The sequence below is a fragment of the Actinomadura rubrobrunea NBRC 15275 genome, assembly GCF_001552235.1.
Lineage (GTDB): Bacteria > Actinomycetota > Actinomycetes > Streptosporangiales > Streptosporangiaceae > Spirillospora > Spirillospora viridilutea.
The window spans coordinates 1-13,216 of the sequence record NZ_BCQU01000136.1 but is presented as its reverse complement, the minus strand read 5'-3'; the positions used below and the strand labels follow the sequence as shown (position 1 = coordinate 13,216).

The window sequence follows — 13,216 nt, the reverse complement described above, 5'->3', positions numbered from 1 at the left end:
CGTCGGCGTCCCTGCCGTCGCCGCCGTCCCCGCGCGCGCCCGCGTCGCGCAGCCGGGTCAGATGCGCCTGCAGCACGCTCTCGGCGGTCGGCTTCCTCTCGACGTCCACGTACAGCCGGTCGAGCGCCTCGCGGCCGCCGACGTCGCCTCGATCGGCTGCGGCGGCCCCGGCCTGGGCCGCCGGGGCCGCGTACGCCGCCACGCCCGCCTCCCGCAGCGCCGCCAGCATCGCGTCCGCCAGATGAGGAGCGAGGTCGACCAGCGGGACGTAGGCGTCCGCTGACAGTCCGTTGCCGCGGCGATTCACGGGGCAGGCTCCTTGGACTCCGGCGTGACCGACGGCACCGGCATACGGCCTCCGCTTCCCCAGTGACGAGTGTCCGGCGGCACCGCCCGCGGGACGGCGGCGCATCCGGACGCCTAGAAACGTGTGTCCCACGGTATTCGCTGCGCCGCCCCGGACAAGCCCCCCGGCGGGAATTCCTCGGCCGAGACTCCGGGTCGCGCGCCGGGCCCGGGGCCGGGCGACGGTGTGGGCGGCCCTGCGAGTAATGGGAAGATGGCGCATCATCCTGGTTGGTCGGACCGGTGCGCCTTGCGCGACCGGCGCACCGTCCCAGAGGAAGGTGGCGGCATGCTCTGGTTCTGGATCCTGCTGAGGATCGTGCTCTCGCCCATCCTGTACCTGGTGTGGCGGCCGCGGAACTCGGGGATGCGGAACGTGCCCAAGCGCGGCCCTGCGCTGCTGGTGTCGAACCATCTGTCGTTCGCCGACCACTTCTTCGGCCCGCTGCCGCTGATGCGTCCCATCTACTTCCTCGGCAAGCGGGAGTACTTCACCGGCAAGGGCGTCAAGGGCTGGATCAGCAGGGCCTTCTTCACCGGCGTCGGGGTGGTGCCGGTGGACCGCACCGGCGGCACCGCCGCTCAGGAGGCCTTGGAGACGGGGCTGCGCATCCTGCGCGAGGGCAAGCTGCTGGGCATCTACCCCGAGGGCACCCGGGCGCCCGACAACCGGCTCTACAAGGGCAAGACGGGCGTGGCGCGGCTCGCGCTGAAGTCGCGGGTGCCGGTGATCCCGATGGCGATGATCAACACGTTCGAGCTGATGCCGTCCGGCCAGCCGTACCCGCGCCTGGGCGTGCGGCCGGGGGTGCGGTTCGGCGAGCCGCTGGACCTGTCGCGCTACTACGGCCAGGAGGACGACCCCAAGGTCCTGCGCAAGGTCACCGACGAGATCATGCAGGCCATCCGGGAGCTGTCCGGACAGGAGTACGTCGACCGGTACGCCGCCGAGGTCAAGGCGGAGCTGGCGGCCAAGAAGGCGCGCGCCGCGGGCGGCGGCGACGGCGAGGACGGCGTCGGCGAGGACGGCCGGTGACCGGCCGGGACGGATAGGCGCGGTGGGACTGGACGTCGCGCTGTGGCGGGCGGTCGCCGTCTACCGGGCGCTGGCGCTGGTCTACGCGGCGACCCTCATCACGATGAACTCCGGCGGCTACGCGCGCCCGCTCGGCGGCTGGGCGGTGCTGGCCGTGATGACCGCCTGGACGGCGTGGGCCACGTACGCCTTCGCCTCGCCCCGCCGCCGCGGCCGGCCGCTGCTGGCCGCCGACCTGGCGGTGGCGTCGGGCTGCCTGCTGGCGACGGTCTGCGTGGAGAGCACCGAGGGCATCGCGGCGGGCCGTCCCACCCTGCCGGGCGCGTGGGTCGCGGCGGCGGTGCTGTCGTGGGCGGTGACGGGCGGCACGCGGCTCGGGCTCACCGCCGCCGCCGTGCTCGGCGCGGGCGACGTGCTCATCCACGTGCTGGCCGGGACGGTCGACGGGCTCGGCAACCGCACCTTCAACGGCATCGTGCTGCTGCTGATGGCCGGGCTCGTCGTCGGGCACGTGGTGAAGCTGGCCCGCGAGGCCGAGGAACGGCTGGCCCGCGCCGTGGAGATGGAGGCCGCCACGCGCGAACGCGAACGGCTCGCGCGCCGCATCCACGACTCGGTGCTGCAGGTGCTGGCGATGGTCAAGCGCCGCGGCGGCGAGCTGGGCGGCGAGGCCGCCGAGCTGGGGCGGCTGGCGGGCGAGCAGGAGGCCGCGCTGCGCGCGCTGATCGGCGCCTCCCCGCCCGCGCCCGCCGCCGAGCCCGCGGGGGCGCAGACGGATCTGCGTCCGCTGCTGACCGCGCACTCCGGGGAGGCGGTCACCGTGTCCACCCCGGCCACGCCCGTGCTGCTGGCCGCGCACGCCGCGCGGGAGATCGAGGCGGCGGTCGCGGCGGCGCTGGACAACGTCCGGCGGCACGGCGGGGACGGGGCGCGGGCCTGGGTGCTGGTGGAGGACGGCGACGAGGAGATCACCGTGAGCGTCCGCGACGACGGCCCCGGCATCCCGGAGGGGCGGCTGGAGCGGGCCGCGGCCGAGGGGCGGCTCGGCGTCGCCCAGTCCATCCGGGGACGCGTGCGGGACCTGGGCGGCACGGTCTCCATCGTCACGGCGCCCGGCGAGGGCACCGAGATCGAGATGACCGTTCCGCGCGCGCCGCGCGGCCGCGGACGGCCGTAGGGTTGCCCTTGTGAGCGACGTTCCCCCCGATGCTCCCGCGGCCGCCTCCTCCGCCGGGCCGTCCGGCGCGCCCCGGCCGCTGCGCGTGATGGTCGTCGACGACCACCCGATGTGGCGGGACGCGGTCGCCCGCGATCTGGCCGAAGCCGGCCACGAGGTCGTGGCCACGGCGGGCGAGGGCCGGGCGGCGGTGCGCATCGCCGCCGCCGCCCGCCCCGACGTGGCCGTGGTCGACCTGCAGCTGCCCGACATCAGCGGCGTCGAGGTGACCCGGCGCCTGACCGCGGCGGACCCGCCGGCGCGGGTGCTGGTGCTGTCGGCCAGCGGCGAGCAGCAGGACGTCCTGGAGGCGGTCAAGGCCGGGGCCACCGGCTACCTGCTGAAGTCCGCCGGGCGCGAGGAGTTCCTGGACGCGGTGCGCCGCACCGGCGAGGGCGACGCGGTGTTCACCCCCGGGCTGGCCGGGCTGGTGCTGGGGGAGTACCGCCGCCTGGCGTCCGCGGCCGGCCGCGCCGACGACGGCGCGCCCCGGCTGACCGAACGCGAGACCGAGGTGCTGCGGCTGGTCGCCAAGGGCCTGACGTACAAGCAGATCGCTCAGCGGCTCGTCCTGTCGCACCGCACGGTCCAGAACCACGTGCAGAACACCCTGAGCAAGCTGCAGCTGCACAACCGCGTGGAGCTCGTCCGCTACGCCATCGAGAAGGGGCTCGACCGGGACGACTGACCCGCGCGCCGAGACGGACCGGCGGCCTGCGCCCTGCAACCCGGCCGCCCTCTCTCGCATCAATAAGGTCGGAGGTCTCGAGCGGCGGGCTCTGCAGGCGCCCCTGCCCGTCGGCGAGGAGGTCGGTCGCGGAGGAGGCTGCGGCGGATGAGCGCCATCCAGACCACTCTGGGCGTCGGCATCGGCTGGCGGCCGGACATCACCGGGTTCGTCCGGGAGCTGCCGGGGCTGCGGTTCACCGAGGTGATCGCCGAGGTCGTCCGCCCCGCGCACCCGCCGCGCGACCTGCTCGCGCTGCGCGAGCGCGGCGCGGCGGTCGTCCCGCACGGGGTGAAGCTGTCGCTCGGCGGCGCCGAGCCGGTCGCGCCCGAACGCGTCGCGCACCTGGCCGCCTGCGCCGAGGCGCTCGGCTCGCCGCTGGTCAGCGAGCACGTGGCGTTCGTGCGCGCGGGCGGCCTCGAGGCGGGGCACCTGCTGCCGGTGCCGCGCACCCGGGCCGCCCTGGACGCGCTCACCGCCAACATCCGCCGCACCTGCGCGGAACTGCCCGTGCCGCTGGCCGTCGAGCCGATCGCCGCGCTGTTCGACTGGCCGGACGCCGAGTACGACGAGGGCGCCTTCCTCACCGAGCTGGTCGAGCGCACCGGCGTCCTGCTGCTGCTCGACGTCGCCAACGTGTACGCCAACGCCCGCAACCGCGGCCAGGACCCGGCCGCGCTGTTCGACCGGCTGCCGCTGGAGCGCGTCGCGTACTGCCACGTCGCGGGCGGGACCGAGCGCGACGGCCGCTACCACGACACCCACGCCGCCCCGGTGCCCGGCGAGGTCCTCGACCTGGTGGCCGAGCTGTGCGCCCGGCGCCGCCCGCCCGGCGTGCTGCTCGAGCGCGACGGCCGCTACCCGCCCGCCGCCGAGCTGCGCGCCGAGCTGGACGCGATCGCCGACGCGGCCGGCATGGAGCGGGTCACGTGACCGGCGCCGCCGGGCCCGCCGGACGCCGCGCCCCGGACGGACCGGACGGCCCGTTCGATCCGGCGCTGGCGGCGGCGCAGGAGGCCCTCGTCCGCGCCATGACCGCCGGCGCGCCCGTCCCGGACGGGTTCGACGCCGCCGCCGTCCGCGCCGCGGCGGAGGGAATCCTGCGCAAGCGGGCGGGGGAGGTGGCGCGCGCGTGGCCGGCCCTGGCAGCCTCGTACGGGGCGGACTGGCCGCGCGCGTTCGCCGCGTGGGCGGCCGAGCGTCCCACCCGCGGCTCGTTCCGCGACGGGTGGGACTTCGCCCGCGCCCACCGCGACGAGCTGTCCCCGGAGGCGGCCCTGCGTCTGGCCCTCGTCGAGGCCGGCTGGGCCTACGACGGGAACGGCGAGCCGAGGCGCCGCCGGGCGGCCGTCCGGCGGGTCCCCGGAGGCGTCGCGGTGCAGCTCCTGGGGAGGGTGACGGTGCTGGGCCGCGGCACGCGCCGGTGATCCGGCGAACCGCCCACGCACCCCTCTCGAGCGGCTATGGTCTAGACCAATGACGCCGTCCGTCGGCGCGCCCGTCCGCGCGGTGCACCGCGCGCGGACGACTAGGCTGACCAGTGAAGATTCGAGGGAGGGCCCATCATGGCAGAAGAAGGCGAGGGCATGCGCGTCGGAGTGCTGACCGGCGGTGGCGACTGCCCCGGGCTGAACGCCGTCATCCGCGCGGTCGTGCGCAAGGGCGTCCAGTCCTTCGGCTATGAGTTCGTGGGCTTCCGGGCCGGCTGGCGCGGTCCGCTGGAGGGCGACACGGTCGCCCTCGACATCCAGGCGGTCCGCGGCATCCTGCCGCGCGGCGGCACCATCCTGGGCTCCTCGCGGACCAACCCGCTCAAGGTCGACGGCGGCATCGAGCGGATCAAGGACAACCTGGCGGGCCTGGGGGTGGACGCGCTCATCGCCATCGGCGGCGAGGACACCCTGGGCGTGGCGCGCGAGCTGTACGCCAACGGCGTCAACGTGGTGGGCGTGCCCAAGACCATCGACAACGACCTCGGCGCCACCGACTACACCTTCGGCTTCGACACCGCGGTCAACATCGCGATGGAGGCCATCGACCGGCTGCACACCACCGCCGAGAGCCACCACCGCGCGCTGATCTGCGAGGTCATGGGCCGCCACGCGGGCTGGATCGCGCTGCACGCCGGCATGGCCGCGGGCGCCAACGTCATCCTCATCCCGGAGCGCCCGTTCGACATCGACAAGGTCGTCGAGTACGTCGAGCGCCGGTTCAAGACCCGCTACGCCCCGATCATCGTGGTCGCCGAGGGCGCCCACCCGATCGACGGGCAGCTGGAGCTGCAGACCGGCGAGCGGGACGCGTTCGGGCACGTCCGGCTCGGCGGCATCGGCCAGCGGCTCGCCGACGAGATCGAAAAGCGCACCGGCAAGGAGGCGCGCTGCACCGTGCTCGGCCACATCCAGCGCGGCGGCACCCCCTCGGCCTACGACCGGGTGCTGGCCACCCGGTTCGGCCTGCACGCCATCGACGCCGTCCGCGACGGCGACTTCGGCAAGATGGTCGCGCTGCGCGGCACCGACATCGTCCGGGTCGGGCTGGACGAGGCGACCAAGGAGCTCAAGACCGTTCCGCTGGAGCGGTACGAGGAGGCCGAGGTCTTCTTCGGCTGACCCGCCGCCGCCCGCCGCGCCCCCGGGGTCCCGGCCGCTCGGCCCGGACCCCGGACGCGCGGGCGGCGGGCGCGGGGCGGTCCGGTCGCGGGGGAACAGCCCGACGAGTCGCGGCGTTGCGTTGAGTGGGCCAGACTAAGGTCCTGCCCTTTTTCCGGACTTTCGCAGGAAGGAACCCGCATGCCCACGCTCGACGCCGCGACCGCGTCCGTCACCGGGCCCCCACCGGTCGACGGTGAGCCGTGCGTGCTGCTCAAGCTCGGCGAGGTCGTGCTCAAGGGCAAGAACCGCGAGCGGTTCGAACGGCGGCTGGCCGAGAACGTGCGGGCGGCCGTGCGCGGCATGGCGCCCCGGGTCGAGATCGTCCGCCGCCACGGCGTGATGGTGGTGCGCGCGCCCGGCGCCGACGAGGCCGCCGTGGAGCGGCTCGCCGCCCGGATCACCGACGTGATGGGCATCGTGTGGGCGCACCGCGCCTGGGCGGTCGGCAAGGACCCGGCCAGCGTGGAGCGCGCCGCGCTGGCGCTGATGGCGGGGCGCACCGGCAGCTTCGCGGTGCGCTCGCGCCGCCGCGACAAGCGCTTCCCGCTGACCTCCAGCGAGCTGGACCGCACCGTCGGCGCCGCGATCGTCGAGGCGTACGGGCTGCCGGTGCGGCTGTCGGACCCCGACCACACGGTGTCGATCGAGGTGGACCGGGACGAGGTGTTCGTGTTCACCGGGGGGCTGCCCGGCCAGGGCGGGCTGCCGGTGGGCATGAGCGGCCGGGCCCTGGTGCTGCTGTCGGGCGGCATCGACTCGCCCGTGGCCGCCTACCGGATGATGCGGCGCGGCCTGCGCGTGGACTTCCTGCACTTCTCCGGCATGCCGTTCACCGGCCCGGAGTCGATCTACAAGGCCTACGCGCTGGTGCGCGAGCTGGACCGCTTCCAGGGCGGCTCGCGGCTGTTCGTGGTGCCGTTCGGCAAGGCGCAGCAGCAGATCAAGTCCTCCGGCGCCGACCGGCTGGCGGTCGTGGCCCAGCGCCGCGTCATGCTGCGCACCGCCGAGCTGGTCGCCCGCCGCCTCGGCGGCGCCGCGCTGGTCACCGGGGACGCGCTCGGCCAGGTCAGCAGCCAGACCCTGGCCAACATCACCGCCCTGGACGACGCGGTGGAGCTGCCGATCCTGCGGCCGCTGATCGGCATGGACAAGACCGAGATCATGGACCAGGCGCGCCGCATCCGCACGCTGTCGATCTCCGAGCTGCCCGACGAGGACTGCTGCACCCTGCTGGCCCCGCGGCGGGCGGAGACCCGCGCCCGCATCGAGGACCTGCGGCTGATCGAAAAGCGCCTGGACGTGGGAGAGCTGGCCGAGCGCCTCGCCGAGTCGGCCCAGGAGCACCGCCCCGCCTACGCCGAGTCCGCCTCCTGACCGCTCCGCCCGGCGCCGGCAGGGCCCGGCACCGGCGCGGTCAACGCGGGTCGGCGTCGGTCGGACGAGGCGGCTCCGGGCCGTCGGAGCCCATCAACGCGACGCGTTCGATCCGCACGATGCGGAAGCGGCGGCCCGCCACCGTGATGCCGTTGCGGCGGCTGCCGTCGCCCATCAGCTCGGCCGCCTCGGCGTACTCGGCCAGGTCGCCGGCGTCCGGGTGCTCCACGGCCGGGACGATGTGCCGGAAGTAGGCGGCCAGCGAGTCGCGCGCCTGCTCGGGGGTGTCGTACAGGCGGCCCACGGGACGCCACCGCCCGCCCGACCGTTCCGCCACGGTGAACGCCGGCGCCAGGATCACGGGGGTCGGGTACGTCTCCGGCGGCGCGCCCCCGCCGCGCGCCGCCGCGTCCAGCAGCCGGCCTAGCGGCACGATCGCGTCGGCGTCGGAGGCGGCGCCGGGGACGGCGTCGGGCAGGAAGTCGTACGGCCGGCGGGGCGCCGCACGGGAGCCGTCGCGGCGCGGGGCCGGGTCCGGATCGGTGGGGCGGGGCGGCTCGGGGCCGTCGGGCCCGTGGCGGACCAGCTGCTCGATCCGCAGCACGCGGAACCGGTGGCCGCCCGCCCGCACCTCGTCGCGCGGCGGCCCGGCGCACAGGTCCCGGGCCGCCGCGCGCAGCTGCGCGCCGCGCTCGCCGCCGGCGAGCGCGGCGCGGTCGTCGAGATGGTCGGCCAGCAGTTCCCGGGCGCCCTGCGGCAGCGGATCGTAGGGGCAGCGGACCTGCCAGCCGCCGGGGACCCGCTCGGCCGCGGTGAACAGGGCGCCCACCGCGACCGGTTCGGGATAGGCGATGATCGAGCGGCGCGCGTCGGCCAGCCGCACGGCGGCGACCGGGTCGACGCCGTCCAGGTCCTCGGGGAACAGCCGGCCGCCGGCGTCGCCTTCGCCCATCGTCATGCCGGCCATCTTCCCCGCCGGGTCCCCGCGTGGCGAGTGGTTCAGACCATTTTGTTACCTTCGCGCGGGCCACACCAGCGTTACCAGGCTGGCGGCCAGCAGGCCGAGCCCGGCCAGCGCGACGCCGCCGAGATGCTCGCCGAGCAGCACCAGGCCGATGAGGGCGGCCACGGCCGGCTCGGCCAGGCTGAGGGTGGTGGCCGTGGCGCCCGGCGTGGTGCGCAGGCCGCGCGCGAACAGCACGTACGACAGGGTCGTGCCGACCGCGCCCAGGTAGCACGCCACCGCCGCGCCCCGGACGTCCAGGAGCCAGCCGGGGGAGCTCGCCAGCAGCACCGGCAGCAGCAGCGCCGCCGCCCCGCCGAAGATGGAGCCCATCACCACCTGGTCGTCGCCGCCGCGCTCGATCAGGCGGGACGCCAGCATGGTGTACGCGGCGTAGGTGAACCCGCAGAACAGCGCCAGCGCCACCCCGCCCGGATCGACCCCGGACGCCTCGCCCCCGCTCATCAGCAGGGCGCACCCGACCACGGCCCCCGCCGTGGTGACCGTCCAGCGGCGGGTCAGGCCGCCCCAAGACAGCAGACCGGCGAAGGCCGGGGCGCTGCCCAGCGACACCACGGTCGCGACGGCCACGCCCGTGAGGGCGACCGAGGCGAGGTAGGTGACCTGGTAGACGGCCCCGCAGGCGGCGCCGACGGCGAGCGGGACCCAGGCGCGGCGCCCCTGCCGCAGCAGGGCCAGCAGGTCCGCGCGGCGGGCGCCGAAGGCCACGAGGGAGAACAGCAGGGCGCCGCCCAGGACGATGCGGGCCGAGGCCGCCGAGACGGGCGACGCCGACGACGGCGCCAGCGTGAACACCGGGCCCGCGGTGCCCCAGAGGACGGCCGCCAGCAGGATGTCGGCGGCGCCGGAGGAACGGCCGTCGCGGCGCGCCGAGGCGCGCGCACGCGCGCGTGGAGAATCAGGACGTACGGACAAGGAAGGATCGCTCCTGAACTCGAATCGGATGGGGGATCCGGATCCGGGGCTGGACGCGATCCGCACCGCGACGGGGCGGTCCGGCGGGCCTATTGCCCGCCGTTCGAGCACGCCGCAGGCGGCGGTTCACCAGCGCAGCGCGCGACGATGCCGCGCTCGCGGTCCTTCCGGTAGGTCCCCGGCCGCCGGGCGGGGGACGGGGAAGAAGAAACGATCGGTGCAGCCCCGGTCAGGAGCGGGGCGGCCCCAGGTTCGCCGTCCAGTACGCCATGCCGCGACGATACCATCCGCCGCGGGCCGCGCGATCTCCGGTCGGACCGCGCGGCCGGGCCGTGGCCGCGCCGGGCCGGGACGCCCGGCCCGAGACGCGGCGGGTCGGGACTCAGCTGGACATGAGAACTCAGGCGGACGAGAACTCAGGCGGACGAGAACTCAGGTGGACGAAGGCTCGGCTCGGAACGCCGTCAGGCCGGGACGGCGTCGTCGGCGAACTCGGTGAGCGTGCGGCCGACCAGCGGCGGCAGCTCCCGCACGATCCGGGCCAGCTCGCGCAGGTCGCCGTCCACCAGCGCCTGCGGCCCGTCGCACAGCGCGGTCTCCGGGTGCGGGTGCACGTCGAGGATCACCCCGTCCGCGCCGACCGCGATGGCCGCCCGGGTCAGCGGCAGGACCAGATCGCGGCGGCCGCCGGAGTGGGACGGGTCGACGATCACCGGGAGGTGGCCCAGGCGCTGGGCCACCGGCACCGCGGAGATGTCCAACGTGTTGCGGGTGGCCTTCTCGAAGGTGCGGATGCCCCGCTCGCACAGCACGATGTCCAGGTTGCCGCGCTGGGCGATGTACTCGGCGGCCATCAGCCACTCCTCGATCGTGCCGCTCATCCCGCGCTTGAGCAGCACCGGCATGCCCGCCTCGCCGACGGCCTGCAGCAGCGCGAAGTTCTGCGCGTTGCGGGTGCCGATCTGCAGCATGTCGGCGTACTCGGCGACCAGCTCCACGTCGTGGGCGTCGACCACCTCGGTGACGACCGGCATGCCCGTCTCGGCCCGCACGTCCGCCAGGATCTTCAGCCCCGCCTCGCCGAGCCCCTGGAAGGCGTAGGGGGAGGTGCGCGGCTTGAACGCGCCGCCGCGCAGCAGCGTGGCGCCCGCCGCCCGCGCCATCTGCGCCGCCTGCAGGGTCTGCTCGGGAGTCTCCACCGCGCACGGCCCCGCGATCAGCGTCATCGTGCCCGGGCCGATCGGCACGCCGCCCACGCGCACGACCGAGCGCTCGGGGTGGTTCTCCCGGCTCACCAGCTTGTAGGGGGCCGAGATGCGCAGCACGTCGCTGACCCCGCCCATGCCGCGCAGGTTGAGCGACGTGAACTGCTGGACGTCCCCGACCAGCCCGATGATGGTCCGCTCCACGCCCCTGCTGACGAACGCCTCGCCTCCCGCCGCCTCGACGAGCGAGACGACGGCCTTGATATCCGACTCGGTGGCCTCCTGGGCCATGACGACGACCATGCTGTGCCTCCTCATTCGGCGGGGTCCGGTGGACTCCGCGTCCGCGCCCTGAAACGACGAAAGCCCCGGGCCGCGACGGCCCGGGGCTTATCGCCGTGAGGTCTGTCAGCGCAGCGTCTGGCAGACCAGCCGCCCGGGCTGGTCGAACCAAAAGAAATACACGACGTTGCGCACGAGACGATGGTAACCCACGGTTCGGACACGGGGAGGGGCGGGGGGCGAATATGGCTCAGCTCACCCCGGATGGCAGTATGGCCGCGTCATGTCCCCAGCCGATGAGCCATCCGACAAACCACCCGGCCGGCCGCTGCCGCCCGGGCAGTACGTCCCCCGCGGCTGGCCCGTGCTGCACTACGGCCCGGTGCCGAAGTTCCGTCCCGAGTCGTGGGACTTCCGGGTGTTCGGCGCCACCGCGTCGGGCGGGCAGCACCGCTGGACGTGGGAGGAGTTCGAACGCCTGCCGCGCGTCACGGCGGTCGCCGACTTCCATTGCGTCACCAAGTTCACCGTCCCCGACAACGAGTGGGAGGGCGTGTCCGGCTCGGTCATCGTGGAGCTGGCCCCGCCTCATCCGGACGTCACCCACGTGATGGTGTGGGCCGAGTACGGCTACAGCGCCAACATCCGGATGAGCGACTTCCTGGCCGAGAAGACGATGTTCGCCCTGTACCGCAACGGGGAGCGGCTCACCCCCGACCACGGCTTCCCCGTCCGTCTGGTCGTGCCGCACCTGTACGCGTGGAAGAGCGTCAAGTGGGTGCGCGGCGTGGAGTACATGGTCAAGGACAGGCGCGGATTCTGGGAGGAGCGCGGCTACCACAACGTGGCCGACCCGTGGCGGGAGCAGCGCTACTCCTACCAGGAAGAGGAAGGCGAGGCGCCGCCCCACTGACCGGGGGCCGCGACCGGCAGTCAGGCGAGCGGCGCCGGTCTGTCCGGAGGGGTTCGTACGGGGCGCCTCCCCTGGGCGGGTGGGGCGCCCGGACGAGCGCAGGGCTGCCGGGGCCGTCCGACGGGGTTTCCGGAAGGCTGGGACGCCCTAGAGACGCGCTTTGGTCCGTACTGAACGGGACCTGTTGTCCTAAACGGCAGGGCCGCACACCCCCGTGGGCATTACTGTGTGTCTTCATGCTCCTACCGTCCGTGACCGAAATGCTGGTCTGCGGGGCGATCTTCGCCGGTGCCGTCGGCGCGTTCCGCCTCCGGGAGCGGCCGCGGTCCCGGCGCGGGGTCGGCCCGGCCGACGAGGCGACGTTCGCGACCCTGCACACCATCTCGCGGGCCTCCCCGTCGCTGCGCGCGGGGCTGAACCGCGACTCGGCCCGCAAGGCCGCCCGGCACCTGCGGCAGCTCCTCGGCGTCGAGGCGGTGGCGCTGGTGGCCGCCGGGCGCGGCGACGAGGACGACGCGGCGGACGGCGCGTCGGAGGAGGGCCCCGGGCGGCTGCTGGTGTGGGACGGCGCCGGCGGCTCCCGCCACGCGGGGGCCGTGCTGCGGCACGCCCGGCCGGTCCTGGAGTCCGGGCGGCCCCGCGTGATCGGGCCGGACGTCCTGTCGTGCGAGGACGCGGCGTGCCGCATCCGGGTGGCCATGGTCGCGCCGCTGTCGGTGGAGGGACGGGTGGAGGGCGTGCTGGCCGCCTACGGGGGCAGCGCCTCGGCGGCGCGCGTGCGCGCCGTGGGGGAGGTGGCGCGCTGGGTGTCCAGCCAGCTGGAGCTGGCCGAGCTGGACTCCTCCCGGGCGCGCCTGGCCGAGGCGGAGATGCGCGCGCTGCGGGCCCAGATCTCCCCGCACTTCGTCTACAACTCGCTGACCACGATCGCCTCGTTCGTCCGCACCGACCCCGAGCGGGCTCGCGACCTGCTGCTGGACTTCGCCGACTTCGCCCGCTACTCCTTCCGCAACCCGCGCGACTTCACCACCCTGGCCGACGAACTGCGCTCCATCGACCGGTACCTGCTGCTGGAGCGGGCGCGGTTCGGCGACCGGCTGCAGTTCAGCGTGGAGGTCGCCCCGGAGGTGCTGTCGGTCGCGCTGCCGTTCCTGTCGCTGCAGCCGCTCGTGGAGAACGCGATCCGGCACGGCATGGCGGGGGCCCGCGACGCGTTCCACATCAAGATCGTGGCGCGCGACGCCGGCGCCGAGGCCGCGATCAGCGTGGAGGACGACGGGGTCGGCATGGACCCGGACCGGCTGCGCGAGATCCTCGCCGCGGGCCCCACGTCCGCCGGACGCGACCGGCGCGGCGGCGGCGCGGGGATCGGTCTGGCCAACGTGGACGAGCGCCTGCGGCAGGTGTACGGCGACGAATACGGGCTGACGGTGGAGACCGCGATCGGGGCGGGGACCAAGGTGAACCTGCGGGTCCCCAAGTACAGTCCCGGAGTCTTCCCCGACTGAGCGGGGGCGTCCCCCCC

12 protein-coding genes and 1 pseudogene are annotated in these 13,216 nt (G+C 75.0%); 9 read left to right on the top strand and 4 right to left on the bottom strand.

The window, feature by feature from the left end; genetic code table 11:
- Nucleotides 1-307 (bottom strand): annotated as a pseudogene (locus AR3_RS27325) (hypothetical protein); the annotation flags it as partial.
- 327 nt (nt 308-634) lie between these two features.
- Here AR3_RS27325 and AR3_RS27320 point away from each other — a divergent pair.
- From AR3_RS27320 to thiI, 7 genes are all read left to right on the top strand, one after another.
- Complete coding sequence (locus AR3_RS27320; protein ID WP_067918273.1) at nt 635-1,381, top strand: lysophospholipid acyltransferase family protein; 747 nt, start codon at nt 635-637, stop codon at nt 1,379-1,381.
- Nucleotides 1,382-1,403: 22 nt separating this feature from the next.
- Nucleotides 1,404-2,558, top strand: coding sequence for a MacS family sensor histidine kinase (macS, locus tag AR3_RS27315; protein WP_067918272.1), 1,155 nt, complete (start codon nt 1,404-1,406; stop codon nt 2,556-2,558).
- Nucleotides 2,559-2,646: 88 nt separating this feature from the next.
- The gene (locus tag AR3_RS27310) at nt 2,647-3,285 is read left to right on the top strand and encodes a response regulator (RefSeq protein WP_067918275.1); all 639 of its coding nucleotides are present in this window, start codon (nt 2,647-2,649) and stop codon (nt 3,283-3,285) included.
- A gap of 147 nt (nt 3,286-3,432) precedes the next feature.
- Complete coding sequence (locus tag AR3_RS27305) at nt 3,433-4,257, top strand: MbnB/TglH/ChrH family RiPP precursor modification enzyme (protein WP_067918266.1); 825 nt, start codon at nt 3,433-3,435, stop codon at nt 4,255-4,257.
- Nucleotides 4,254-4,751, top strand: a complete 498-nt coding sequence (locus tag AR3_RS27300) for an SCO6045 C-terminal-like domain-containing protein (RefSeq protein ID WP_217998791.1) — start codon at nt 4,254-4,256, stop codon at nt 4,749-4,751. The genes AR3_RS27305 and AR3_RS27300 overlap by 4 nt, the downstream gene beginning before the upstream one ends.
- Before the next feature lie 159 nt (nt 4,752-4,910).
- Complete coding sequence (locus AR3_RS27295; RefSeq protein WP_067918265.1) at nt 4,911-5,936, top strand: 6-phosphofructokinase; 1,026 nt, start codon at nt 4,911-4,913, stop codon at nt 5,934-5,936.
- Between the two features lie 180 nt (nt 5,937-6,116).
- On the top strand, nt 6,117-7,352 hold the full coding sequence (gene thiI / locus AR3_RS27290; RefSeq protein WP_067918263.1) for a tRNA uracil 4-sulfurtransferase ThiI: 1,236 nt from the start codon (nt 6,117-6,119) through the stop codon (nt 7,350-7,352).
- Nucleotides 7,353-7,392: 40 nt separating this feature from the next.
- Here the strand turns inward: thiI and AR3_RS27285 are convergent, their stop codons facing one another.
- From AR3_RS27285 to aroF, 3 genes are all read right to left on the bottom strand, one after another.
- Nucleotides 7,393-8,310, bottom strand: coding sequence for a DUF5954 family protein (locus AR3_RS27285; RefSeq protein WP_106258347.1), 918 nt, complete (start codon nt 8,308-8,310; stop codon nt 7,393-7,395).
- A 54-nt stretch (nt 8,311-8,364) separates the two neighbouring features.
- Nucleotides 8,365-9,291, bottom strand: a complete 927-nt coding sequence (locus AR3_RS27280) for an EamA family transporter (RefSeq protein ID WP_067918260.1) — start codon at nt 9,289-9,291, stop codon at nt 8,365-8,367.
- 464 nt (nt 9,292-9,755) lie between these two features.
- Entirely contained in the window at nt 9,756-10,799 is a 1,044-nt protein-coding gene (aroF, locus tag AR3_RS27275) for a 3-deoxy-7-phosphoheptulonate synthase (RefSeq protein ID WP_067918255.1), read from the bottom strand.
- A gap of 262 nt (nt 10,800-11,061) precedes the next feature.
- Between aroF and AR3_RS27270 the strand changes: the two genes are divergently transcribed.
- Both AR3_RS27270 and AR3_RS27265 read left to right on the top strand, forming a co-directional pair.
- Nucleotides 11,062-11,691 carry a sulfite oxidase-like oxidoreductase gene (locus AR3_RS27270; protein ID WP_067918253.1) on the top strand — a complete coding sequence of 210 codons (630 nt, stop codon included), beginning with the start codon at nt 11,062-11,064 and terminating at the stop codon, nt 11,689-11,691.
- Nucleotides 11,692-11,927: 236 nt separating this feature from the next.
- Entirely contained in the window at nt 11,928-13,199 is a 1,272-nt protein-coding gene (locus AR3_RS27265; protein WP_083952125.1) for a histidine kinase, read from the top strand.
- The last annotated feature ends 17 nt before the right edge of the window (nt 13,200-13,216 follow it).

Bases quoted from the DNA above. Each gene is read 5' to 3' on its own strand.
- AR3_RS27320 (WP_067918273.1), top strand. From the start codon at position 635: ATGCTCTGGTTCTGGATCCTGCTGAGGATCGTGCTCTCGCCCATCCTG.
- AR3_RS27310 (WP_067918275.1), top strand. From the start codon at position 2,647: ATGGTCGTCGACGACCACCCGATGTGGCGGGACGCGGTCGCCCGCGAT.
- AR3_RS27305 (WP_067918266.1), top strand. From the start codon at position 3,433: ATGAGCGCCATCCAGACCACTCTGGGCGTCGGCATCGGCTGGCGGCCG.
- AR3_RS27295 (WP_067918265.1), top strand. From the start codon at position 4,911: ATGCGCGTCGGAGTGCTGACCGGCGGTGGCGACTGCCCCGGGCTGAAC.
- thiI (WP_067918263.1), top strand. From the start codon at position 6,117: ATGCCCACGCTCGACGCCGCGACCGCGTCCGTCACCGGGCCCCCACCG.
- AR3_RS27285 (WP_106258347.1), bottom strand. From the start codon at position 8,310: ATGACGATGGGCGAAGGCGACGCCGGCGGCCGGCTGTTCCCCGAGGAC.
- aroF (WP_067918255.1), bottom strand. From the start codon at position 10,799: ATGGTCGTCGTCATGGCCCAGGAGGCCACCGAGTCGGATATCAAGGCC.
- AR3_RS27270 (WP_067918253.1), top strand. From the start codon at position 11,062: ATGTCCCCAGCCGATGAGCCATCCGACAAACCACCCGGCCGGCCGCTG.
- AR3_RS27265 (WP_083952125.1), top strand. From the start codon at position 11,928: ATGCTCCTACCGTCCGTGACCGAAATGCTGGTCTGCGGGGCGATCTTC.